Here is a 23,037-nt window from a genome sequence, read left to right on the forward strand (position 1 = left end):
GCGCCGTCCGCTAGGACGCCAGGTTGCTGAAGAACTGGGCGAAGCCCGCGAAGGCGGCGTAGATGAAGTCCCAGATCGACCGCGCGACGTCGGCGGCCTTGCCGGGGTTCCGCACCACGGCGTAGAGGAGGAAGATCACGCCGATCCAGATCAGGATGCTCTTCGCTCTCGCCGGCATGCGCGGCCCTCCGGGTCGTGTCGTCGTCGCGTGGTCAGGTGGTGCTGGTCACCCGCCGCCGTGGTCGTCCGGCCGGTCCCCGGTTGGCCGCCGTGCGGCCCCGGTCGGCGCACACAGTACAGACCAGGACGTTTCACCCGAAACCGACACGACGGCGCGTCGCGCAGTTCCCGGCTGCGTCGCGCCTCGTGAGGCGGGTGCTGGACCCCGGTCGTCCACAGGGCGCCGGTGCACGGTCGTCTCGTCGGGGCAGGATCCACGGCATGCGCACCGACCCGACCCGTGCACCGCAGGCCCGCACCGGCACGGCCCGCACCGGCACGGCCCGCACCGGCACGGCCCGCACCGGCACGGCCCGCCGTGCCGTGTCGGGCCTGCGGGCGGTGTGGCGCGATCTCGCGGGCCTCGTGCTGCCCGTGCAGTGCGCCGGGTGCGGCCTCGACGACGAGGCGTGGTGCGGCGCGTGCCGGGCGCCGTTCGACGTCGAGCCGTGGCGCTGCGAGGAGCGTGCCGGGCGGCTCGACCCGATCGACGCCGACGCGCTCCCGGTGCGCACCCTGGCCGACTGCGTGGGACCCGCGCGTGCGGTCGTGATCGCGTGGAAGGACCGGGGCCGACGAGATCTCACGGCACCGCTCGTGCGCGCGGCGGCACGCGTCGGCGTCGCCCTGGCGGCGGACCTCGCGCTGCCCGCCGGGGCGGGCGTGCTCGTCGTCCCGGCGCCCTCGACGTCCGCCGCCCGGCGGCGGCGAGGCTTCGCGCACGCCGACGAGCTCGCGCGTGGCGTGGCCGCAGGCCTGCGTTCGGCGGGCGTCCCCGCGGACGAGCTGAGCGCGCTGCGGCGCACCGGGGCCGACCAGGTCGGCCTGGGCGTGCGCGACCGGGGACGGTCGGCGGCCCGCGTGCGTCTCGCCGCGCGGTACCGGGAGACCGTGCGCGGCCGCGCGGTCGTGCTCGTCGACGACGTGCTCACGAGCGGCGCGACGCTCGCGGGCGCCGCGCGAGCCCTCGTCGCGGCGGGCGCCGTACCCCTGGCGGCGGCGACGCTCGCGTCCACGCCAGGCCCACGCGCTCGTGCGGACGAGCTGCCGGCGCCCGCGTGGGGGACCAACCGGGACCTTCTGCCCGACCCGGCCGCGCCGGACGGGCCGAGAGTGGTCTTGGACGCTGCACCGCGTTAGCGTGGTGAATCAGAGCCGATGGCGTCGCGCTCGTCCCTCCGGGGGCGTGCGGCGCATGCGAGGAGGTGGTGCTGACAGCGGCCCTCCCCAGGGCCACGACCGCAGACTCACCGGGCGGCGTGGAGCCGCCCCTCACCTCCCAGGAGGCTCACATGGAGATCGTGGTTGCCGGCCGGCGCACCGAGGTGTCCCCGAAGTTCCGGGCGCATCTCGAGGACAAGCTCGCGAAGATCGAGCAGCTGGCCCCCCGCGCACAGCGGATCGACGTCCTCGTCTCGCACGAGGTCAACCCTCGCCAGGCGGACAGCTCGGAGCGTGTCGAGCTCACCGTGATCGACAAGGGACCCGTGATCCGCGCCGAGGCGTGCGCCGACGACAGGTACGCCGCGCTGGACCTCGCGCTCGCCAAGCTGCTCGAGCGCCTGCGCCGCTCGCGGGACCGTCGCAAGGATCATCGCAACCACACTCCGCTGACACCCGTGGACGTGCGCCCGCCCGAGGCCGAGCCCCCCGCTCAGGAGCCGGTGGTCGCCGCCGACGGGTCGGTCGAGGTCACGCTCGGCGACTCGCCCGTGGTCATCCGGGAGAAGACGCACCAGGCTCAGCCCATGACGATCGACGACGCGCTCTACGAGATGGAGCTGGTGGGCCACGACTTCTTCCTGTTCGTGGACGCGGAGACCGCGCAGCCTGCGGTCGCCTACCGTCGGCGCGGGTGGAGCTACGGTGTGATCAAGCTCGACTCGCCGGTGGCCGCGCAGGCCCGGGTCGGCTGACCCGCGCGCCGCGCAGGCGCTCCCGTGGCTGACACGCCCGGCCGGTGACGCTGTCCCGGCCGGGCGTCGTCGTGTCCGGGCGTCGTCGTCCGAGCCCCCGCGTGCCCCTCCGTGGTCCGCGCGGCCGCGTGTGGGTGGGGCCGGGCAGGATGTGCCCGTGGTCACCACGCGCACCCCGAGCACGTCGGCGCTGCCGAGCGTCCCCGTCGGCGAGCGGTACACGCTCGCCCAGGCGCGGCGCATCGCGCTCGCCGCGCAGGGTCTGCACCGTCCGCGCCCCGACGGGCCGGTGACCATGCGTCACGTGCAGAAGGTCATCGACCAGGTCGGGCTGCTGCAGATCGACTCGGTCAACGTGCTGGCCCGCGCGCACCAGGTGCCGCTGTTCTCGCGCCTCGGCCCGTACGACCCGGCCCTGCTCGACCGGGCCGCGTCCCGCTCGCCCCGTCGGCTCATGGAGTCCTGGGCGCACGTCGCCTCGTACGTGCCGCCCGCGACGTACCAGCTGCTCGAGTGGCGACGGCGGGCCGATCGCGCGCGCCTCGGAGGGACGCAGGTCGACGGCGTCCCGCTGCGCGAGTCGCCCGTGCTCGACGAGGTGCGCACCGTCGTCGCCGAGCGGGGGCCGATCACGTCGCAGGAGGCGCACGCGCTGTTCGCCGAGCGCTTCCCGCGCCCCACGGGGGACTGGGGCTGGAACTGGACGGTGGCCAAGAGCGCGCTCGAGTACCTGTTCTTCGCCGGGGACGTCGCGGTCGCGGGACGCACCGCCGCGTTCGAGCGGCTCTACGACCTGACCGAACGCGTCCTGCCACCGGCCGTCGCGGCGCTGCCCGTGCCCGACGACGAGGAGGCGACGCGCCGCCTGGTGGAGATCTCGGCGCGTGCGCACGGCATCGGCACGCTGCGCTGCCTCGCCGACTACTTCCGGCTCTCCACGGCGGCGGCCGGCCGCGCGGTCCGCGCGCTCGTCGAGGACGGCGTGCTGGTCCCCGCCGCCGTGACGGGCTGGGACCGCGAGGTGTACCGGCACGTCGACGCGCGTCTGCCCCGGCGCGCCACGGGGGCCGCGCTGCTGTCGCCGTTCGACCCGCTCGTCTTCGAGCGTCGACGGGTCGAGGAGCTGTTCGGCCTGCGCTACCGCATCGAGATCTACGTGCCGGCGGCGCAGCGGCGCTGGGGCTACTACGTCCTGCCGTTCCTGCTGGGTGACGCGATCGAGGCGCTCGTGGACCTCAAGGCGGCGCGCGCGACGGGCCGGCTCGTCGTGCAGGCGGCGCACCGCGCGCCCGGTGCGCGCGACCGTCCGGGTGCACCGAGCGACGGCGAGGTCGCGCTCGCCCTCGCGGCCGAGCTCGCCCTGGTCGCGCGGTGGAAGGGTCTCGACGAGGTCACGTTCGGCACCGACGGGATCGGCGGCGACCTGATGGACGCGCTCACGCGTGCGGTGGGCGCCCCCGCCGACGTGGAGGCCGCCGGGATCGAGGCGTGACCCGCCGGGGCGACTTCGCGCTGGTCGCGCTCGCCGGTGTGCTGTGGGGCACCGGCGGGCTCGCGGGCGCGGAGCTCGGGGAGGCGGCAGGGCTGTCGTCGGGGGCGGTGGCCGACTACCGCCTCCTGGGCGGCGGTGGGCTGCTGCTCGTCGTGCTGGCGGTGCTCGGCCGGCTGAGGGGACTGCCGCGGACGCGTGCCGCGGTCACGCGCGTCGCGGCGACCGCGGTGCTCATCGCGCTGTTCGAGGCCGCGTACTTCGAGGCCGTCGTGCGAGCCGGCGTGGCGGTCTCGACGCTCGTCACGCTCGGCACCGCGCCGCTGCTGGTCGCCGCGGTGACCGCCGCGCGGGCCCGGTCCTGGCCGTCGCGCACGACGACGACCGCGCTCGGCCTGGCGCTGACCGGTCTCGCCGCGCTCGTGCTGGGGCAGGGGACGGGCCACGCCGTCGACGCGTGGGGCGTCCTGCTCGCCCTCGTCGCCGCGGGTGCGTTCGCCGGCATCACCGGGGTCAACGCGCGCCCCGTGCCCGGGCTGGACGGGCTCGCGGTGACCGCGCTCGCGTTCACCCTCGGCGGGCTGCTGCTCGTGCCGTACGCGGCCGCGAGCCCCGGTGGGCTCCGGCTGCCGACCGACGCGGCCGGGTGGGCGTGGCTCGTCTACCTCGCCGCCGTCCCGACCGCCGCGGCGTACAGCGCCTACTTCACGGGGCTGCGGACGGTCTCCCCGACGTCCGCGACGGTGCTCTCCTTGCTCGAACCGGTGACCGCCGCGGTGCTCGCGGTGACGATGCGCGACGAGCACCTGGGCGTTCTCGGCGTGGGCGGCGCGATGTTGCTCGTCGCCGCTGTGGTCGTCCTGCGCCCACGCACGTCAGCCTCGCCTAGGATGGTCGCGCTCGGCGGCGCCGCCGGGCTCCCGCGCCACCCCGCGCCGTCCGAGCCCGGGACATCTACACCAGGAGTCATGCGTGTCAGCGATTCTCGAGAAGGTCCTGCGGCTCGGTGAGGGTCGGATCCTCAAGAAGCTGTCGGGCATCGCCCAGCAGGTCAACGCCCTGGAGGATGCGTTCGAGTCGCTCACCGACGCGGAGCTCCGTGAGGAGACCGACCGGTTCAAGGCTCGGCTCGCCGAGGGGGAGACGCTCGACGACATCCTCGCGGAGGCCTTCGCGGCCGTCCGTGAGGCGTCGCGGCGCACCCTCGGTCAGCGCCACTTCGACGTCCAGCTGATGGGCGGTGCGGCCCTGCACCTCGGCAACATCGCCGAGATGAAGACCGGTGAGGGCAAGACGCTCGTCGCGACCCTGCCGGCGTACCTCAACGCGCTGACCGGCAAGGGCGTGCACGTCGTCACGGTCAACGACTACCTCGCGAGCTACCAGAGCGAGCTCATGGGGCGCGTCTACCGGTTCCTCGGCCTGACCACCGGCTGCATCCTCGGCAGCATGACGCCGTCCGAGCGTCGCGAGCAGTACGCCGCCGACATCACGTACGGCACGAACAACGAGTTCGGCTTCGACTACCTGCGCGACAACATGGCGTGGAGCACCGAGGAGCTCGTGCAGCGCGGCCACAACTTCGCGATCGTCGACGAGGTCGACTCGATCCTCATCGACGAGGCGCGGACCCCGCTCATCATCTCCGGCCCGGCCTCGGGCGACGCGAACCGCTGGTACGGCGAGTTCGCGAAGGTCGTGCGCCGCCTGCAGCCGGAGCGCGACTACGAGGTCGACGAGAAGAAGCGCACCATCGGCGTCCTCGAGCCCGGCATCGAGCGCGTCGAGGACTACCTGGGCATCGACAACCTCTACGAGTCGCTCAACACGCCGCTCATCGGCTTCCTCAACAACGCGATCCGCGCCAAGGAGCTGTTCAAGCGCGACAAGGACTACGTCGTGATGAACGGCGAGGTCCTGATCGTCGACGAGCACACCGGCCGCATCCTGCCGGGCCGTCGTTACAACGAGGGCATGCACCAGGCCATCGAGGCCAAGGAGGGCGTGGCGATCAAGGCCGAGAACCAGACGCTCGCCACGATCACGCTCCAGAACTACTTCCGGCTCTACGGCAAGCTCTCGGGCATGACCGGTACGGCCGAGACCGAGGCCGCCGAGTTCCAGGGCACCTACAAGCTCGGTGTCGTCCCGATCCCGACGAACCGTCCGATGCAGCGCATCGACCAGAAGGACCTCGTCTACAAGAGCGAGGCCGGCAAGTTCGACGCCGTCGTCGAGGACATCGTGGAGCGGCACGCCAAGGGCCAGCCGGTCCTCGTCGGCACGACGAGCGTCGAGAAGTCGGAGCTGCTCTCGTCCAAGCTGCGCAAGCTCGGCGTCCCGCACGAGGTCCTCAACGCCAAGCAGCACGCGCGCGAGGCGTCGATCGTCGCGCAGGCGGGCCGCAAGGGCGCCGTCACGGTCGCGACGAACATGGCCGGCCGCGGCACCGACATCATGCTCGGCGGCAACGCCGAGTTCATGGCGGTCGCCGACCTCGCCGAGCGCGGCCTGGACCCCGCCGAGAACGCGGACGAGTACGAGGCCGCGTGGCCGGGTGCGCTCGAGAAGGCGCGCGAGGCCGTCAAGGCCGAGCATGACGAGGTCGTCGAGCTGGGCGGGCTGTACGTGCTCGGCACCGAGCGCCACGAGTCGCGCCGCATCGACAACCAGCTGCGTGGGCGGTCCGGCCGTCAGGGCGACCCCGGCGAGTCCCGGTTCTACCTGTCGCTGCAGGACGACCTCATGCGCCTGTTCAACTCCGGCCTCGCCGAGTCGATGATGACGCGTGCCGGGTTCCCCGAGGACCTGCCGCTCGAGTCGAAGATCGTCACGCGCGGCATCCAGTCCGCGCAGTCGCAGGTCGAGGCGCGCAACTTCGAGATCCGCAAGAACGTCCTCAAGTACGACGACGTGATGTCGCGTCAGCGCGAGGTCATCTACGAGCAGCGCCGCCGCGTGCTCGAGGGCGAGGACCTGCACGAGCAGGTCGGCCACTTCCGCTCGGACGTGCTCTCGGCGTACGTCGAGGGTGCGACGGCCGAGGGTCGTCCGGAGGACTGGGACCTCGACGCCCTGTGGACCGCGTTGCGCGCCGTCTACCCCGTGTCCATCACGCCGGAGGACGTCGTCGAGGAGGTCGGCGGCCCGACGCGCCTGACCTCGGAGGTCCTGCTGCGCGAGCTGCTCTCGGACGCCGAGGTCGCGTACGCCGAGCGGGAGTCGCAGATCGGCTCGGAGAACATGCGCCAGCTCGAGCGTCGCGTGACCCTGTCCGTCCTGGACCGCAAGTGGCGTGAGCACCTCTACGAGATGGACTACCTCAAGGAGGGCATCGGCCTGCGCGCGATGGCGCAGCGTGACCCGCTGGTGGAGTACCAGCGTGAGGGCTTCCAGCTGTTCAACGCGATGACCGACGCCATCAAGGAGGAGACGGTCGGCTACCTGTACAACCTGCAGGTCCAGGTCCAGACCGAGGACGGCGCCGAGGCCGACGAGGACGCGCCCGCGGTGACGGCCGACTCGGCGGCGGCGACGGCTGGCGGCGGGCCGCGGATCGTCGCGAAGGGCATCGACGGCCCCGAGCGTCGTGTGCCGCTGCAGTACTCCGCCCCGTCGGTCGACGGCGACGCCACCGTGGACGCCTCTGCGGCCGACGGCGAGCCCGCCGCGCCTCCCGCCGCCGAGGCGGGCAACCGCGAGGCACGCCGCCGCGCGGCGAAGCAGCAGAAGAAGCGCTGACGCCCACGCCCGACCAGCGCGCTCGCGCGCTGAGCGGCTGAGCACGACGACGCCGCCGACGTACTGACCGTCGGCGGCGTCGCTGTTCCCCGGCGCGACGGTGTCCGCACACCGCCGTGCCCGGGAACGCCATGCCAGCCCGCGGCCGTCCGTGCAGGCCGCCGAACGCGTCGACCCGCCCGCACACCGGTCGAGCGTGTGGCATTCGCCCGGGCGCGGACTGGTGGGCGCGTGAGCGCCGGTCTGCGGGCCGGTGGGCGGGCGAGCCCGGGTCTGCGGGCCGCTGGGCGGGTGAGCTGCGCTCGCCGGCCTGTGCACAGCCGCGACCGCGTGTCCGGCCCGCGGATGGATCGGCCTGGGGTGCCGGGTCTCCCGCGGACACGCTCAGCCGGATGCCCTCGGCGGCGGTACGGGCGCGGTGTCAGCCGATCTCGAGCGCGGTGACGCGCCACGACCGCCGGTGGGCCTCGAGCCGCAGCGCGAGGGCCCGTACACGGAGCCCGTCGTCGACGACCGCACTGGCCTCCACGACCCGCTCGCCCACGCGGCACGTGCGCACGTTCCGCACGACGACCGTGCGTCCGCCGGTCCGCGGGCCCAGCACGCGCGCGGAGGCCGTGGCACGGGCGTGCAGCGCGTCGTAGACCCCGGGCGTGAGCCAGCGCGCGAGCTGGGCCACCGAGCGCCTGCCGACGAGCGACTCGACGCTCGCGAGGGCCAGCGAGCCGACGAGCGAGCGGTGGTCGACGGGGACGGCCGCCGGCTGCTCGTCAGCCGCCTCCTCGACGTGGGTGCGGTCCGCGCCGCGCAGCACGGAGATCCGCGTGCGCAGGGTGTGGGCGGGCCGCAGGTCGTGCTCGACGGTGGGGATCGGGACGAGGGCCGGGCCGACCTCCGGCACGGGGTGGACCCGGGGGAGCGCGGGCCGTCGCGGGTGCGGGCCCGGACGGGGGCGGGGACGCGACAGGCCGGCCGCGAGCGTGTCCTCGAGGGTCGAGGCGGCCTCGACGGTGAGCGCGCTCATCGGGCGGTCTCCATCGGCACCTCGAGCGACTGGCCGACCAGCAGCACGTCGGGGTCGTCGCCGATGACCGTGCGGTTGGCCTCGTACCAGCGGGGCCACGCCGCGGCGATGTCGGCGGTCGTCGCGTCGGCGGGCAGGTGGGCCGCGGCGATCGACCACAACGAGTCGCCGGACGCCACGACGACCCGCTCCAGGGTGTCGCGCGCGTCGCCCGTCTGCCCGGCGGGCTGCCCGTCGGCACCGCGGTCGGCCCCGGTGCTCACGGCACCTGCTGTCCGGCCGTCGGCCGTGCTCTGCGCGGCGAGCTCGGGCACGAGGGACGCCTCCGAACGGGCGTCCCCGGGCGTCGGCCCGGTCGCGGGTGCCGGAGCCGGCGCCGTGCCTTGCTGGTCGCCGGCGCCGGACCGAGGCGCCTCGTCCTCGACGTCCTCGGAGGGCCCGGGCTCGGGCGTCGTGACCTGCCAGGTCAGGGAAGGGGCGGCGGGGTCCGGGGCGGCGACGGCGGCGGGAGCCGGTGCCACACCCGTGTCGCGACCCTTGCCGGCCGACGGTGCACCGGCGAAGCCGTCCGACCCGGTGTCCAGGACCACGCCGACGACGTCGTCGGAGCCCGTCGCCGGCGCGGTGTCCCACGCGGCCTCGGACGCGGTGGTCGTCGACGCAGTCGCGACCCCGACGCCCTCGACGGCCGGCGCCGCGTGGGCGCCCGTCGCGACGAGACCCAGGCCGAGGCTCGCGCCGACCGCCCCGGCGACGGCACGACGCACGACGACGGGTGCGCAGCGCCGCAGCACGGCCTCTCCCGCGCGCCACTGCGCGCCGACCACCCGACCGGCGAGGCAGGCCCACCCGAGCGCGCACGACGCGGCGAGCCATGCCGCCGTCGCGGCCCCGAGCGCTGCCACGGCGACGCTCACGAGGTCCTGGACGGCGATGGGCCGGCCCGGTCGTGCGGCGGCCAGGGCCACGGCGCCGAGGATCACGGCGAGCAGCCCCGCGCCGAGCGAGCCGGCGGCGAGCGCCATGAGTGTCGCCAGCCTGCGCTGACCTGATCGTGCCATCGTCTTCCCCCTGGATCACGGCCGATGATGATGTTTGATGCCGTTTGATGATCGTAGGTGTAGTCCACGCGTGTCCGATCTGTCCAGTCCTGGGGGCCTGTCGTCGCGCGTCGGCGTGCCGTCCGGTGCGTGAACCGGCCCACGGGCCGGGTTCGCGCGCCCTACGGTGGGGGCGTGCGGTGGGAGTCGCTGTTCGCTGACCTGGAGGCCGGGCTCGCCGCCGCGGCGGCACAGGACCTGCGCGACGAGGTCGCCGAGCTCACGCGCGCGGAGCGCGCGCAGGTACGCCTGGCCGATCGCCTGCGCGCCTCGCGCGGGGCGCCCGCGCGGTTCGTGCTGCGCGACGGGCAGAGCGTCGACGGGGTCGTCGTCGACGCCGCGCCGCAGTGGGTCCTGCTCGCGCCCGACGCGGTGCGACGTGCACTCGTGCCGGTCGGGGCGGTGACGGCCGTGGTCGGTCTCGCGCCCCACGCCGCACCGTCCGCGGGTGAGGTGGAGCGCCGGCTCACACTCGGGCACACCCTGCGCGCGCTCGCACGGGACCGGGTCTCCGTGCGCGTGGACGCCGACGGCGTGAGCGTCTCAGGCAGGCTCGAACGGGTCGGAGCCGATCACGTCGACGTCACGCCCGCCCACGCGCAGCGTGGGACCCCCGGGTGGACGTTCGCGTTCGACGCGCTCGTCGTCGTCCGGTCGGGCTGAGCCGTGCGCCGGCGGCGGCGCGAGCGTCGGTGCCGGCCCGGGCCCGGCGAGCCCGGGTTCAGCCCTCGGCGTCGCCCTCGTCGTCGAAGCCCGCGCCGCTCGTGATGCGCTCGCGGGTGCGGGCCTTGGCGCGCTGGACGTAGGCCTCGAGGTCGTCCACACCGACCCGCCAGATCTTGCGGCCGCCCATCTGGAAGCCCTCGAGCTCACCGGTGGTCACCATCGTGCGCACCTGCCCGACGGAGACCCCGAGGATCTCGGCGACGTCGGCGAGGGAGAGGTACCGCTGCGGCATGCCCGCAGTCTGGCACGCGGGAGGGGGCGTCTCGCGCTATCCACAGCCGTCGCGATTCGCCCCCTTTGTCCGTCCGGGTACGGCAGGATGCGTGCCGCTGGACCTCTCGACGAAGGAGCCCTCGTGGACACCGCACTGCTCGACCTGCCTGCGCCGACGGCCGCGCGGCTGCGACGCCCGGGATGGCGGGACCCTCGCCTGCTCGCTGGGATCGCCCTGGTGGCGGCAGCGGTCGCGCTCGGTGCGTGGGCCGTGCGATCCGCGCAGGCGACCGTGCCGGTGTACGCGACGCGCGACGTGCTGGTGCCCGGGACGGCCGTCGAGGCGGACGCGCTCGTGGTCGTCGAGGTCAGGCTCCCCGAGCTCGCGAGCGGCGGGTACCTCTCGGCGCTCGAGCCGCTGCCCGAGGATGCCGTGGTGCTCCGCACGGTCGGGGAGGGCGAGCTGGTGCCGGTGGGCGCTCTCGGGACGGCCGACGACGTCGCGCTGCGCCCTGTGGCGGTCCCGGTCCGCGCGGCACCGTCCGACGAGGTCGTGCGCGGCGCGGTGGTCGACGTGTGGTTCACGCCCGCGCGCCCGACGGGGGCGGCGGCGGACGTCCCGGCCGACGAGCTCGAGCCGCGTGCGCTGGCGACGGCGGTCACGGTCGCCGAGGTCAGGCGGCCCGATGGCGCGTTCGCCGCGAGCGGGTCGAGCGTCGTGCACGTGCTGGTGCCCGCCGACGACCTCGAGCCGCTCCTGGCCGCGCTCTCGGCCGACGGCTCGCTCGACGTGCTCCCCGTCCCGGGCGGGGCGCGCTCGTGAGCGAGGCGACGGCGCGCGGTGCGTCGGTCGGTGTCCTGTGCGCGGTGCGGGGCGCCGGTGAGGTGCTCGTGGTACGCGCGCTCGACGACGGGCCGGGCCTGCGGGTCACCCGCCGTTGCGCGGACCTCGCGGAGCTGCAGGCCGCGGCCGAGGCCGGGCTCGGCCGGGTCGCGGTGCTCTCGGCCGACCTGGAGCACGTGGACCTGACGGCGGTGGCGACACTGCGCGCGACCGGCGTGGCCGTGGTCGTGCTGCTCGACCCCGAGCGGACGACCGCCGCCGAGCGTGCGCGCGTGGCGGACGCGGACCTCGTCGTGGAGGGCCCGACCGACCCGGCGGGTGCGGCAGCGCTCGCCGACCGTGTGGCGATGCTCGCGCAGACGGTGCCGTCGGCGCACGGGGGCTCGACCACGGCGCACGCGTTCGAGCGCGAGGGCGATCCGTGGGACGACGCGGCGGCGCCGGTGACCCATCGCGGGCGCGTGGTGGCCGTCTGGGGGCCCACGGGTGCCCCCGGCCGTTCGACGGTCGCGCTGCATCTCGCGGCGGAGGTCGCGGCGACCGGGACGGCCACGCTGCTCGTCGACGCCGACACCTACGGCGGCTGCCTCGCGCAGCTGCTCGGGGTGCTCGACGAGGCGCCGGGCCTCGCCGCGGCGGCGCGCGCGGCCGGTCAGGGCTCGCTCGACCTCGTGACGCTCGCGCGGCTGGCGCCCTATGTGGCCCCTGACCTGCGACTGCTCTCGGGCATCACGCGCGCCGACCGCTGGCCCGAGCTCGCGGCGACGGCGCTCGACGCGGTATGGGTCGTGGCGCGACGGCTCGCGGCGGTCGTCGTCGTGGACTGCGGCTTCTCTGTCGAGCAGGACGAGGTCCTGAGCTACGACACCCGGGCGCCGCGTCGCAACGCGGCCACCCTGGGCGCGCTTGCGGCGGCCGACGAGGTCGTCGTGGTGGGCGCGGCGGATCCCGTGGGCATCCAGCGGCTCGTGCGCTCGCTGTCCGACCTGGCCGAGCTCGGCGTGAGCCCGCGGCACGTGGTGGTCAACCGCGTGCGTGCCTCGGTCGCGGGGCCGCAGCCGGCGCGTGCCGTGGCGCGGGCGCTCGAGCGCTATGCGGGCGTACGGGACGCCGTCCTGGTGCCCGACGACCGTGCGAGCCTCGACGCGGCGGTGCTCGAGGCCCGCACGCTGCGCGAGATCGCGCCGGGCTCACCGGCACGCCGGGCGATCGTCGAGCTCGCCGCTCGCGTGGCCGGTGCCGGACGGGCCCCGGCGGATGCGCTCGCGTCGCGGCCCGCGGTGCCCGCCTCGTTCGCCTGAGCGTGTCCCGGTGGCGTGCGACACATCGGTGTCGTGACCGGGGCAGACTGAGGGCGTGCGCCTCTACCTGCCTGCCACGCTGGACGACCTGGATCCCGACGCCGACGGCGCCGTGACGCTCACGCCGCGCGTCGCGCACGCGGTCACGCCGGCTCTGCGCGCCGCGCTGCCCGACGAGGACGAGGAAGGGCTCGAGTTCTCCGCGCACCTCGCGGCGGCGGACGACAGCCTGGCCCTGGTGGGCGAGAGCGCCGACGCACCGCCGCTGCGCCTCGTCGTGATCGTCGACGTGCCGCCCGAGGCCGTCCGTGAGGCTGGCTCGCTCGACGCCGGGCCCAGCGCGGTCGAGCTCGTGACGCGCGTGGGGCGCGACGCGATCGCGTGCGTGCACGTCGACGAGCCCGCGCTGCGCGAGGACGTGCGTGCGGCGCTCGCGGGGGACGAGGCGGCAGCGGAGCGCGTCGCGGACGCGGACCTGCTCTGGTACGACGTCGCCGAGCTGGGGGAGCTGCCGCGCTGACGCGCGGTTTGGTGACCGGCCACGCGACCAGGTATCGTTCACGCCCGGTACGACGCCCGATCGGGGCTGTGCCGCGCTCGTCGCGGCTGGCTCATCGACCCGGGGGTCATACCCCCATGGGGTATGGTGTAATTGGCAGCACGACTGATTCTGGTTCAGTTAGTCTAGGTTCGAGTCCTGGTACCCCAGCGCGAGCACCGCTGACCTGCGAGTTCGGAGCACTCCGAACTTCGGGTAAAGTGTTCACACGCAAGCGAGGCCCACGGGTCACGCAGGCGATAGGCCCCCGTTGTGTAGCGGCCTAGCACGCCGCCCTCTCACGGCGGTAGCGCCGGTTCGAATCCGGTCGGGGGTACAGCGCAAGGCCCGGTCACCCAGGTGACCGGGCCTTCGTCGTTCTCAGGCCAGGGTGACCGCTCCTCGGGCCAGGGTGACCCGAGGAGCGACGAGGTGTCCCGGACGGACGAACGGCCCCGGTCGTCCTGACCCGGGGCCGTTCGCGCGACGTGCTGTTCGTCACTCCGCCGTGCGGCGCAGCACCTCCGTGAGCCGGTTCGCGGCCGAGACCACGGCCGCGGCGTGCAGGCGGCCCGGCTGGCGGGTGAGGCGCTCGAGGGGACCGGAGACCGACACCGCCGCGACGACGCGCCCCGACGGTCCGCGCACGGGCGCCGAGACCGATGCCACGCCGACCTCCCGCTCGGACACCGACTGCGCCCAGCCGCGGCGGCGCACGCCGGACAGGATCGTGGCGGTGAACTTCGCACCCTGCAGGCCCCGGTGCAGGCGGTCGGGCTCCTCCCAGGCGAGGAGCACCTGCGCGGCGGAGCCGGCCTGCATCGTCAGGGTCGCGCCCACCGGGATCGAGTCGCGCAGGCCGATCGGTCGCTCGGCCGCGGCGACGCAGATGCGCTGGTCGCCCTGACGGCGGTAGAGCTGGGCGCTCTCGCCGGTATGGTCGCGCACGGCGGCGAGAACAGGTCCAGCGGCGGCCAGGAGGCGGTCCTCGCCGGCGGCGGTGGCGAGCTCGGAGAGCCGCGGTCCGAGGACGAACCGGCCCTGCATGTCGCGGGCGACGAGGCGGTGGTGCTCGAGCGCGACGGCGAGCCGGTGCGCCGTCGGGCGAGCAAGATGGGTGGCGGTCACGAGCTGCGCAAGGGTCGCCGGACCGGCCTCGAGAGCACTGAGGACCGACGCTGCCTTGTCCAGGACGCCGACTCCGCTAGAGTTGTCCATAGGCCGATATTGGTGTCTCGCAGGCTGAGATGCAAGTACCGACACCGGAAGTCAGCCCGATTGGCCGCAGAACCGGGGCACCCCCACCCGGATGAGCAGAACAGGACCGCACCACATGGCCGGCACGTTGGCAGAGAAGGTCTGGGACGCGCACGTCGTGCGACGAGGCACTGACGGAGCACCCGACCTGCTCTACATCGACCTCCACCTCGTCCACGAGGTCACGAGCCCGCAGGCGTTCGAGGGCCTGCGGCTGGCGGGCCGTCCCGTCCGCCGCCCGGACCTCACGCTCGCGACCGAGGACCACAACACGCCCACGCTCGACATCGACCGTCCGATCGCCGACACGACGAGCCGGACGCAGATCGAGACGCTGCGCAACAACGCCGCCGAGTTCGGCGTCCGCATCCACTCGCTCGGCGACGCGGACCAGGGCATCGTGCACCAGGTCGGTCCGCAGCTCGGCCTCACGCAGCCCGGCCTGACGGTCGTCTGCGGCGACTCGCACACCTCGACGCACGGCGCGTTCGGCGCACTCGCGTTCGGCATCGGCACGTCCGAGGTCGAGCACGTGCTCGCGACGCAGACGCTCCCGCTCGCGCCGTTCAAGACGATGGCGATCACGGTCAACGGCCAGCTCCCGCCCGGGGCGACGAGCAAGGACATCATCCTGGCGATCATCGCCAAGATCGGCACGGGCGGCGGCCAGGGCTACGTCCTGGAGTACCGCGGCGAGGCCATCCGCAGCCTGTCGATGGAAGCGCGGATGACCATCTGCAACATGTCGATCGAGGCCGGCGCGCGCGCCGGCATGATCGCGCCGGACGAGACCACGTTCGCGTACCTCGAGGGCCGCCCGCACGCGCCCGAGGGTGCCGACTGGGACGCGGCCGTCGAGTACTGGTCGACGCTGCGCTCGGACGACGACGCGGTCTTCGACGCGGAGATCGTGCTCGAGGCGAGCGACCTCGAGCCGTTCGTCACGTGGGGCACGAACCCCGGCCAGGGCCTGCCGCTGTCGGGCAGCGTCCCGGTGCCGGAGCAGATCGCCGACGCGAACGAGCGCGTCGCGGCCGAGCGTGCGATCGAGTACATGGGCCTGACGCCCGGGCAGCCGCTGCGCGAGATCAAGGTCGACACGGTCTTCATCGGCTCGTGCACCAACGGCCGCATCGAAGACCTGCGCTCGGTCGCCAAGGTGGTGCGCGGCAAGAAGAAGGCCGACGACGTGCGCGTGCTCGTCGTGCCCGCCTCCGCGCGCGTGCGTCTGCAGGCCGAGGCCGAGGGGCTCGACCAGATCTTCCTCGACTTCGGTGCCGAGTGGCGCAACGCCGGCTGCTCGATGTGCCTGGGCATGAACCCCGACCAGCTCGCGCCGGGGGAGCGCTCGGCGTCGACGTCGAACCGCAACTTCGAGGGCCGCCAGGGCAAGGGCGGCCGCACCCACCTCGTGTCCCCGCTCGTCGCGGCCGCGACCGCGATCCGGGGCACGCTCTCGTCGTACGGGGACCTCGCGACGGGCGAGCCCGTCCCCGACGGCTCGCCCCTGACCGACGTGGCCGGGCTCCAGACGGTCTGACCGGACGACGAGACGAGAGAAGGCAGACCCATGGAGAAGTTCACCCAGCACACCGGCGTCGGCGTCCCGCTGCGTCGCAGCAACGTCGACACCGACCAGATCATCCCGGCCGTCTACCTCAAGCGCGTGACCCGCACGGGCTTCGAGGACGCGCTGTTCGCCGCCTGGCGGGGCGACCCGGAGTTCGTCCTCAACCAGGACGCGTACCGCTCGGGCTCGGTGCTCGTCGCCGGTCCGGACTTCGGCACGGGCTCCTCGCGTGAGCACGCCGTGTGGGCGCTCAAGGACTACGGCTTCAAGGTCGTGCTCGCGTCGCGGTTCGCGGACATCTTCCGCGGGAACTCGGGCAAGCAGGGCCTGCTCGCCGCGCAGCTCGCGCAGGAGGACATCGAGCTCATCTGGAAGATCCTCGAGACCCGCCCGGGCACCGAGATCACCGTCGACCTCGAGGCGCGCACCGTGCTGTGCGACGACGTCGTCGTGCCGTTCCAGGTGGACGACTACACGCGCTGGCGCCTCATGGAGGGCCTGGACGACATCGGCCTGACGCTGCAGCACGTCGACGAGATCGCGGCGTTCGAGGCGAACCGCGAGTCGTGGCGTCCCGCGACCCTGCCGGCCAAGCACCTGCCGCCGGTCGAGATCAAGGCGGCCCGTCCCGTCGAGGTGGCGATCGGCCGCCGGCCCGCCTGAGCGGGTCGCGTCGACGAACGACCACGTGAGCCCGGTGCGCCACCCGCGCACCGGGCTCACGCGTCCCGAGAGGGCGTGCGCGCGCTACCGTGAGCGGGCCGGCAGACCCGGGGGGAAGAACTTCGGGCAGCCGTCGGTTGCGTAGGCGGCGGGCGGCATGAGCGCGCCGGTGCGTCACTGCGATCGCGGAGTGGTCTGCGGTCTGTGAAGGTGTCGTGCGAGGACGGTTGCCGTGTGCCCGACAAGCGGGTCCGGCGCCGCGGGTAGGCGAGGATGGGCGCGTGAACGATCTGCTGTACGTCAACGGTGGCAACCCGCTCCGCGGGGAGATCACGGTCAGGGGCGCCAAGAACTTCGTCTCGAAGGCCATGGTCGCCGCGCTCCTCGGTGAGACGCCGAGCGTCCTGCGCAACGTCCCTCAGATCCGTGACGTCGCGGTGGTCCGTGGGCTGCTCGAGCTGCACGGCGTGCGGGTCGACGCCGACGACGCCTCGGGCACGCTGCACCTCGACCCGAGCGACGTCGAGATCGCGCACGTGGCGGACATCGACGCGCACGCGGGCTCGAGCCGGATCCCGATCCTGTTCTGCGGCCCGTTGCTGCACCGCCTCGGCGAGGCGTTCATCCCCGACCTGGGCGGCTGCCGGATCGGCGACCGGCCGATCAACTACCACCTCGACATCCTGCGGCAGTTCGGCGCGGTGGTCGAGAAGCGCCCGCAGGGCATCTACCTGAGCGCCCCGAGGCGACTGCAGGGCACGAAGATCGCCCTGCCGTACCCGAGCGTCGGCGCCACCGAGCAGCTCCTGCTGACGGCCGTGCGGGCCGACGGCATCACCGAGCTGTCGGGCGCGGCGATCGAGCCCGAGATCATGGACCTCATCAACGTCCTGCAGAAGATGGGCGCGATCATCTCGGTCGACACCGACCGCGTGATCCGCATCGAGGGCGTCGAGCGGCTCGAGGGCTACCAGCACACGGCGCTGTCGGACCGCATCGAGGCGGCCTCGTGGGCGTCGGCGGCGCTCGCGACCGGCGGTGACATCTACGTGCGCGGTGCGACGCAGCCCGAGATGACGACGTTCCTGAACACGTTCCGCAAGGTCGGTGGCGAGTTCGTCGTCGACGACGAGGGCATCCGCTTCTTCCACCCGGGCGGCGACCTGCGCTCGATCCAGCTCGAGACGGACGTGCACCCGGGCTTCATGACGGACTGGCAGCAGCCGCTCGTCGTCGCCCTGACGCAGGCCAAGGGGCTGTCGATCGTGCACGAGACGGTGTACGAGAACCGCTTCGGGTTCGTCGACGCGCTCGTCGGGATGGGCGCGACCATCCAGGTCTACAAGGAGTGCCTGGGTGGGCGGCCGTGCCGCTTCGGTCAGCGCAACTTCTACCACTCGGCCGTGATCAGCGGGCCGACGCCCCTGTCGGCCGCCGACATCGAGGTCCCGGACCTGCGGGGCGGCTTCAGCCACCTCATCGCGGCGCTCACCGCGAAGGGCACGTCGCAGGTGCGGGGGATCAGCCTGATCGACCGCGGCTACGAGCACTTCATGGACAAGCTGACGGCACTCGGTGCCGAGTTCAGCCGCGACTGATCCCGTCACGCCGGTACCGGGTAGCCTGCTCGTCGTGCGTCCGCCTGCTCGTTCCAACCGTGCCTACCGCAACGTCGCCAGGATCGTCCGTCCGTTGCTCAAGGCGACGACGAAGACGGACTGGCACGGCGTCGAGAACTTCCCGACGGATCGCGGGTTCATCGTCGCGTCGAACCACATGACGAACGTCGACCCCCTGACGTTCGCGCACTTCCTCTGGGACAACGGCGTCGTGCCGCGCGTGCTGGCCAAGGCGTCCCTGTTCAAGGTGCCCGTCGTCGCGCCGGTGCTGCGTGCGACGGGTCAGATCCCCGTGTACCGCAACACTGCGGCGGCGGGGGAGTCGCTCGCCGCCGCCGAGAAGGCGATCGCGGACGGCGAGGTCGTGGCGGTGTTCCCCGAGGGCACGCTCACGCGCGACCCGGACCTGTGGCCGATGGTCGGCAAGACCGGCGTCGCGCGGCTCGCCCTCAGCACGCGCGCCCCCGTCATCCCCGTCGCGCAGTGGGGGCCGCAGAACCTGCTCGGCCGCTACAAGAAGCTGCTCAAGCCGATCCCGCGCAAGAAGGTCACCGTCGTCGCCGGCCCGCCCGTCGTCCTCGACGACCTGTACGACCGCCCGCAGGACACCGCGACGCTGCGCGAGGCCACCGAGCGCGTCATGGACGCGATCACCGCGCTGCTCGTCGAGATCCGCGGCGAGGCTGCACCCGCCGTGCGTTACGACATGCGCAAGCCCGACGCCGAGCGGACGGGCGGCGACCACGCGGCGCGGCCCGAGCTGCCGTGACGGGCACCGACGAGCAGGGCGCGCCGCTGCGGACCGCGGTCCTCGGTACGGGCAGCTGGGGGACGACGTTCGCCGCGGTCATGGCCGACGCTGGCTGCCACGTGACCGTGTGGGGCCGGTCGGCCGAGGTCGTGCGGCAGATCGCCGACCAGCACCGCAACGAGGCGTACCTGCCCGGGATCGACCTCCCCGCGTCCGTGACCGCGACGACCGACGCGCACGAGGCGATCGCGCAGGCGCGCATCGTCGCCGTGGCCGTCCCGTCCCAGGTCGCGCGGGACACGCTCACGCCGCTGCGTGGCGCGCTGCGCGACGACGCGGTCGTCGTCTCGCTCATGAAGGGCGTCGAGCTCGGCACGGACCGCCGCATGAGCGAGGTCGTCGCGCAGACCCTCGACCTGCCCGACGAGCGTGTCGCCGTGGTGTCCGGGCCGAACCTGGCCCGCGAGATCGCGCGCCACCAGCCGACCGCGACGGTCGTCGCGTCCACGTCGCCGGACACGGCCGCCTTCGTGGCCCGTGCGGTCGCGTCGTCGTACTTCCGCCCGTACACCAACCCGGACGTCGTCGGCGTCGAGCTGTGCGGCGCCGTGAAGAACGTCATCGCGCTCGCGGTGGGCATCTCGCAGGGCCGTGGCCTGGGCTACAACACCATGGCGACCGTCATCACGCGCGGGCTCGTCGAGATCACGCGGCTCGGCCTCGCGCTCGGCGCCGCACCCGAGACCTTCCCGGGCCTGGCGGGCATGGGAGACCTCATGGCGACGTGCGCGTCGCCCGACTCGCGCAACCACACCCTCGGCGGGCACATCGGCCGCGGGATGGGTCTCGACGAGGCGATCGCCGCGACCGGTGGCACCGCGGAGGCGGTCAAGACCTGCCGCCCGGTGCTCGAGCTCGCGCGTCGACTGGGCATCGAGATGCCCATCACGGAGGCCGTCGTGCGGGTCCTCTACGAAGGCCTGCCGGTCGACCAGCTCGCCCCGATGCTGCTGTCCCGCCCGCGCCGCTCCGAGGTCGTCACCGGCTGACGCAGGACGTCCCGACCTCCAGCCGGTCGAGGGCGTCCGCGAGGTCTCGCCACAGGTCCTCGACGTCCTCGATGCCGACGCTCAGGCGCAGCAGATCCTCGGGCACCGTGACGGACTCGGTCGCGAACCGACGACGCCGCTCCAGCGTCGACTCCACGCCGCCGAGGCTCGTGGCCGGGACCCACAGGCGCACGGCGGCGACGAGCGCGTCGGCGGCCTGCGGGCCACCGGCCGGCCGCAGGCCGATGATCGCCCCGTAACCGTCCATGAGCGCCGCGGCGCGTGCGTGGCCCGGGTCGCCGGGCAGGCCGGGGTGACGCACCTCGGCGACGCGCGGGTGCTCCGCGAGGCGCCGGGCGAGCTCGAGCGCGTTGGCCTGGGCGCGCTCGACGCGCAGCGCGAGGGTGCGCAGCCCGCGCAGCGCGAGCCACACCTCGAAGGGGCCGGCGATCGCGCCGTGCATGGTGCGGTAGGCGTGCAGGCGCTCGTGCAGCGCGGGATCGGTCGCGAGCGCTGCGCCGAGCACCACGTCGCTGTGCCCGGCCAGGTACTTGGTGACGGAGTGGACGACGACGTCGGCGCCGTGCTCGAACGGGCGCTGCACGAGCGGCGTCGCGAACGTGTTGTCGACGCCGACGAGCGCACCGGCCTCGTGGGCACCGGCGACGAGCGCGGGCAGGTCGGCGACCTCGAGCATCGGGTTCGTCGGTGTCTCGACCCACAGCAGGTCCGCCGGACGGTCGTCGTCACCACGCACGGCCGCGAGCACCGCGTCGGTGTCCGCGATGTCGACGAGCGTGACGCCCACGCCGCTGCGCTCGGCGAGGTCCGCGGCATAGCCCAGCGTCACCTGGTAGCAGTGCCGCGGCAGCACCAGCCGGCCGCCGGGCGGCACGAGCGAGAGCGCCGCGGCGATGGCGGCCATGCCCGAGCCGAAGACGAGGGCGGGCAGCGGGCCGCCCTCCAGCGCGCCGAGGGCCTCCTCGAACGCGTGCCACGCGGGCGTGTCCATCCGGCCGTACATCGGCTCGTCGGCGGCCGGGACGCCCTGCGACACGTACGTCGAGGAGAGCGTGAGGGCCGGGTTGAGGGACGCACCCGGCGAGCGCTCGGGCCGCCCGGCCGACACGACCAGCGTGGACGGGCTCACGGTGTGCGGGATGCCTGCGGAAGGGGTCGGCGAGGTCACGGCGCCAGCGTACGCGGCAGGTAGGGTCGTCCCCGATGAACTCCGTGCTGCCCCCGAACCCTGCCGACACCGCGTCCGACACCGTGTCCGACACCGCGCCCGGCGTCGCCGCCGACGTCACGACCTCCGACGCCGCCGCGCCCGAGGCCACGCGCGTCGACCCGGGGACCGGCATCCCGGCTCGTCCCCGCGTGATGGTGCTGTTCGGCGGCCGCTCCGGTGAGCACGCGATCAGCTGTGCCACGGCCGGCGGCGTGCTGCGGGCGCTGGACCGCGACCGGTACGACGTCCTCGCGGTCGGGATCACGCCCGAGGGGCACTGGGTGCTCGCCGACGACGACCCGGACCGCTGGTCGATCACCGAGGGCCGGCTGCCGCAGGTCGAGGACGCGCGTGCGCACGTGCAGCTCCCGCAGTCGTCGTCGGACCGGGAGGTGCACCTCGTCGCGAACGGGGACGTGCCGCTCCCGCTCGGCGCGGTCGACGTGGTGTTCCCGCTGCTGCACGGCCCGTTCGGCGAGGACGGCACGCTGCAGGGCATGCTCGAGCTGGCCGACGTGCGGTACGTCGGCGACGGTGTGCTCGCCTCGGCCGTCGGCATGGACAAGCACATGATGAAGCTCGTGTTCGCGGGCCAGGGCCTGCCGGTCGGCCCCTTCGTCGTCCTGCTCCCCGGCGCGTACGACCGTGACCCGCAAGGCCAGACCGAGCGCATCCGTCCGCTCGGCCTGCCGTTGTTCGTCAAGCCCGCGCGCGCGGGTTCGAGCCTGGGCATCACGCGGGTCGACGACCTCGCGGACCTGCCCGCCGCGATCGCCGAGGCGCAGCGGCACGACCCGAAGGTCGTCGTCGAGGCCGGCATCGTCGGGCGCGAGATCGAGTGCGGCGTGCTCGGCGGCCACCACGGCGAGCGCGCCCGTGCGTCGCTCCCGGGCGAGATCGTCGTGGACCACGGCAAGCACACGTTCTACGACTTCGAGGCGAAGTACCTCGACGAGGCCGCGGTCCGGCTCGCGTGCCCGGCCGACCTGTCCGACGAGGTCACCCAGCGGGTGCAGGAGATCGCCGTGCAGGCGTTCGAGGCGCTCGGCTGCGAGGGCCTCGCGCGCGTCGACGTGTTCGTCACGCCGGACGACGAGGTCGTCGTCAACGAGATCAACACCATGCCGGGATTCACGCCGTTCTCGATGTACCCCCGCATGTGGGAGGCGTCGGGCCTGAGCTACCCGGAGCTGGTCGACGAGCTGGTCCGGCTCGCGCTCGAGCGGCCCACCGGGCTGCGCTGAGCCACCGGCGCCCGCCGGTCCACGGGCGGGCGCGCGGGACGCCTCGGCCTACAGGCAGCCGCGCTCGCGCTCGGTGAGCGACACTGCGGCGCCCAAGCGGTCGAGGAACGACGACGGGTGCTTCTGGGCGACCTCGGCCGGCACGAGCACCTGCACGGCCGGGACGCGGCCGTAGGTCGTGAACGTCCAGTCGCTCGCCTGCTCGTCGTCCGGGTCGGAGGCGACGATCACCCAGTCCACGGACGTGCCGTCCGCGGCCTCGACGGTCTGGCAGCGGTCCGTCGTCGGAGCGAGGGGCTCGACGCCGCAGCGCAGCACGACGGCGCCCGAGCCGTCACCCCACGCGGTCGTGGCCTGCGCATCGGTGTCGCGCCGGGTCAGACCCTCCGCGAGCTCGTCGGGGGTCGTGAGCACGACCTGCGCGCAGACCGGGTCCGTCGCGAACGGTCCCGGCTTCGTCGCGACCACCGAGGCGCACCCGGCGAGGGTGGCCGGCAGCACGACGAGGGCGATGAGACGACGGGCGGAGGGCACGCGCACCA

General features: G+C 74.0%; 22 protein-coding genes and 2 tRNA genes. 17 read left to right on the forward strand and 7 right to left on the reverse strand.

The genetic code is table 11. The features are described from left to right. Positions 1-10 precede the first annotated feature (10 nt). Positions 11-178 (reverse strand): hypothetical protein, encoded by a 168-nt coding sequence (locus CPE01_RS16355; RefSeq protein WP_186811407.1) that lies wholly within the window; start codon positions 176-178, stop codon positions 11-13. A 263-nt stretch (positions 179-441) separates the two neighbouring features. Between CPE01_RS16355 and CPE01_RS04585 the strand changes: the two genes are divergently transcribed. The 5 genes from CPE01_RS04585 (at position 442) to secA (ending at position 7,365) form a co-directional block, all read left to right on the forward strand. Beyond that, positions 442-1,359 (forward strand): ComF family protein, encoded by a 918-nt coding sequence (locus CPE01_RS04585; protein WP_146805451.1) that lies wholly within the window; start codon positions 442-444, stop codon positions 1,357-1,359. Between the two features lie 152 nt (positions 1,360-1,511). Beyond that, entirely contained in the window at positions 1,512-2,135 is a 624-nt protein-coding gene (gene hpf, locus CPE01_RS04590; protein WP_146805452.1) for a ribosome hibernation-promoting factor, HPF/YfiA family, read from the forward strand. 157 nt (positions 2,136-2,292) lie between these two features. Next, positions 2,293-3,627 carry a winged helix-turn-helix domain-containing protein gene (locus CPE01_RS04595; protein ID WP_246783741.1) on the forward strand — a complete coding sequence of 445 codons (1,335 nt, stop codon included), beginning with the start codon at positions 2,293-2,295 and terminating at the stop codon, positions 3,625-3,627. Continuing rightward, positions 3,624-4,634, forward strand: coding sequence for a DMT family transporter (locus tag CPE01_RS04600; RefSeq protein WP_146805453.1), 1,011 nt, complete (start codon positions 3,624-3,626; stop codon positions 4,632-4,634). The genes CPE01_RS04595 and CPE01_RS04600 overlap by 4 nt, the downstream gene beginning before the upstream one ends. Then, positions 4,597-7,365, forward strand: coding sequence for a preprotein translocase subunit SecA (gene secA, locus CPE01_RS04605; RefSeq protein ID WP_146805454.1), 2,769 nt, complete (start codon positions 4,597-4,599; stop codon positions 7,363-7,365). The genes CPE01_RS04600 and secA overlap by 38 nt, the downstream gene beginning before the upstream one ends. 421 nt (positions 7,366-7,786) lie before the next feature. Here the strand turns inward: secA and CPE01_RS04610 are convergent, their stop codons facing one another. Both CPE01_RS04610 and CPE01_RS04615 read right to left on the reverse strand, forming a co-directional pair. Continuing rightward, entirely contained in the window at positions 7,787-8,389 is a 603-nt protein-coding gene (locus CPE01_RS04610) for an Rv3235 family protein (RefSeq protein ID WP_146805455.1), read from the reverse strand. Further along, positions 8,386-9,450 carry a LysM peptidoglycan-binding domain-containing protein gene (locus tag CPE01_RS04615; RefSeq protein WP_146805456.1) on the reverse strand — a complete coding sequence of 355 codons (1,065 nt, stop codon included), beginning with the start codon at positions 9,448-9,450 and terminating at the stop codon, positions 8,386-8,388. Before CPE01_RS04615 ends, CPE01_RS04610 begins: the two co-directional genes overlap by 4 nt. 174 nt (positions 9,451-9,624) lie before the next feature. Between CPE01_RS04615 and CPE01_RS04620 the strand changes: the two genes are divergently transcribed. Continuing rightward, a complete protein-coding gene (locus tag CPE01_RS04620) occupies positions 9,625-10,152 on the forward strand; it encodes a hypothetical protein (RefSeq protein ID WP_146805457.1) in 528 nt (175 codons plus the stop codon). A gap of 58 nt (positions 10,153-10,210) precedes the next feature. On the opposite strand, the gene CPE01_RS04625 is transcribed toward CPE01_RS04620, so the two are convergent. Beyond that, the gene (locus tag CPE01_RS04625) at positions 10,211-10,447 is read right to left on the reverse strand and encodes a helix-turn-helix domain-containing protein (protein WP_146805458.1); all 237 of its coding nucleotides are present in this window, start codon (positions 10,445-10,447) and stop codon (positions 10,211-10,213) included. A gap of 123 nt (positions 10,448-10,570) precedes the next feature. Here CPE01_RS04625 and CPE01_RS04630 point away from each other — a divergent pair, with 123 nt between their 5' ends. The 5 genes from CPE01_RS04630 (at position 10,571) to CPE01_RS04650 (ending at position 13,448) form a co-directional block, all read left to right on the forward strand. Beyond that, positions 10,571-11,251: a hypothetical protein gene (locus CPE01_RS04630; protein WP_146805459.1), complete on the forward strand. Its 681-nt coding sequence runs from the start codon at positions 10,571-10,573 to the stop codon at positions 11,249-11,251. Continuing rightward, the gene (locus CPE01_RS04635) at positions 11,248-12,573 is read left to right on the forward strand and encodes a CpaE/TadZ family protein (protein WP_146805460.1); all 1,326 of its coding nucleotides are present in this window, start codon (positions 11,248-11,250) and stop codon (positions 12,571-12,573) included. The genes CPE01_RS04630 and CPE01_RS04635 overlap by 4 nt, the downstream gene beginning before the upstream one ends. Before the next feature lie 55 nt (positions 12,574-12,628). Next, the gene (locus tag CPE01_RS04640) at positions 12,629-13,093 is read left to right on the forward strand and encodes a DUF6912 family protein (RefSeq protein WP_146805461.1); all 465 of its coding nucleotides are present in this window, start codon (positions 12,629-12,631) and stop codon (positions 13,091-13,093) included. A 117-nt stretch (positions 13,094-13,210) separates the two neighbouring features. Continuing rightward, positions 13,211-13,282: transfer RNA gene (locus CPE01_RS04645), tRNA-Gln, on the forward strand. Between the two features lie 93 nt (positions 13,283-13,375). Then, positions 13,376-13,448, forward strand: a tRNA-Glu gene (locus CPE01_RS04650). Between the two features lie 161 nt (positions 13,449-13,609). On the opposite strand, the gene CPE01_RS04655 is transcribed toward CPE01_RS04650, so the two are convergent. After that, positions 13,610-14,329 (reverse strand): IclR family transcriptional regulator, encoded by a 720-nt coding sequence (locus CPE01_RS04655; RefSeq protein WP_048343457.1) that lies wholly within the window; start codon positions 14,327-14,329, stop codon positions 13,610-13,612. Between the two features lie 115 nt (positions 14,330-14,444). Between CPE01_RS04655 and leuC the strand changes: the two genes are divergently transcribed. From leuC to CPE01_RS04680, 5 genes are all read left to right on the forward strand, one after another. Continuing rightward, a complete protein-coding gene (leuC, locus tag CPE01_RS04660) occupies positions 14,445-15,908 on the forward strand; it encodes a 3-isopropylmalate dehydratase large subunit (RefSeq protein WP_146805462.1) in 1,464 nt (487 codons plus the stop codon). A 30-nt stretch (positions 15,909-15,938) separates the two neighbouring features. Then, positions 15,939-16,601 carry a 3-isopropylmalate dehydratase small subunit gene (gene leuD / locus CPE01_RS04665; RefSeq protein WP_146805463.1) on the forward strand — a complete coding sequence of 221 codons (663 nt, stop codon included), beginning with the start codon at positions 15,939-15,941 and terminating at the stop codon, positions 16,599-16,601. 281 nt (positions 16,602-16,882) lie between these two features. Beyond that, positions 16,883-18,199 (forward strand): UDP-N-acetylglucosamine 1-carboxyvinyltransferase, encoded by a 1,317-nt coding sequence (gene murA, locus CPE01_RS04670; RefSeq protein ID WP_146805464.1) that lies wholly within the window; start codon positions 16,883-16,885, stop codon positions 18,197-18,199. A gap of 34 nt (positions 18,200-18,233) precedes the next feature. Beyond that, positions 18,234-18,989: a lysophospholipid acyltransferase family protein gene (locus tag CPE01_RS04675; protein WP_146805465.1), complete on the forward strand. Its 756-nt coding sequence runs from the start codon at positions 18,234-18,236 to the stop codon at positions 18,987-18,989. Next, positions 18,986-20,020, forward strand: a complete 1,035-nt coding sequence (locus CPE01_RS04680; RefSeq protein WP_281285097.1) for an NAD(P)H-dependent glycerol-3-phosphate dehydrogenase — start codon at positions 18,986-18,988, stop codon at positions 20,018-20,020. Before CPE01_RS04675 ends, CPE01_RS04680 begins: the two co-directional genes overlap by 4 nt. Here the strand turns inward: CPE01_RS04680 and CPE01_RS04685 are convergent. Further along, positions 20,010-21,209, reverse strand: a complete 1,200-nt coding sequence (locus CPE01_RS04685) for a trans-sulfuration enzyme family protein (RefSeq protein WP_246783742.1) — start codon at positions 21,207-21,209, stop codon at positions 20,010-20,012. The two genes, CPE01_RS04680 and CPE01_RS04685, sit on opposite strands and share 11 nt — an antisense overlap. Positions 21,210-21,403: 194 nt before the next feature. Between CPE01_RS04685 and CPE01_RS04690 the strand changes: the two genes are divergently transcribed. Next, on the forward strand, positions 21,404-22,495 hold the full coding sequence (locus CPE01_RS04690) for a D-alanine--D-alanine ligase family protein (RefSeq protein WP_146805509.1): 1,092 nt from the start codon (positions 21,404-21,406) through the stop codon (positions 22,493-22,495). A 48-nt stretch (positions 22,496-22,543) separates the two neighbouring features. Here CPE01_RS04690 and CPE01_RS04695 read toward each other — a convergent pair whose 3' ends face one another. Then, entirely contained in the window at positions 22,544-23,029 is a 486-nt protein-coding gene (locus CPE01_RS04695; protein ID WP_307723671.1) for a DUF3515 family protein, read from the reverse strand. Positions 23,030-23,037: the final 8 nt, after the last annotated feature.

It is taken from the genome of Cellulomonas persica, from assembly GCF_007989825.1.
GTDB classification, from domain to species: Bacteria; Actinomycetota; Actinomycetes; order Actinomycetales; family Cellulomonadaceae; genus Cellulomonas; species Cellulomonas persica.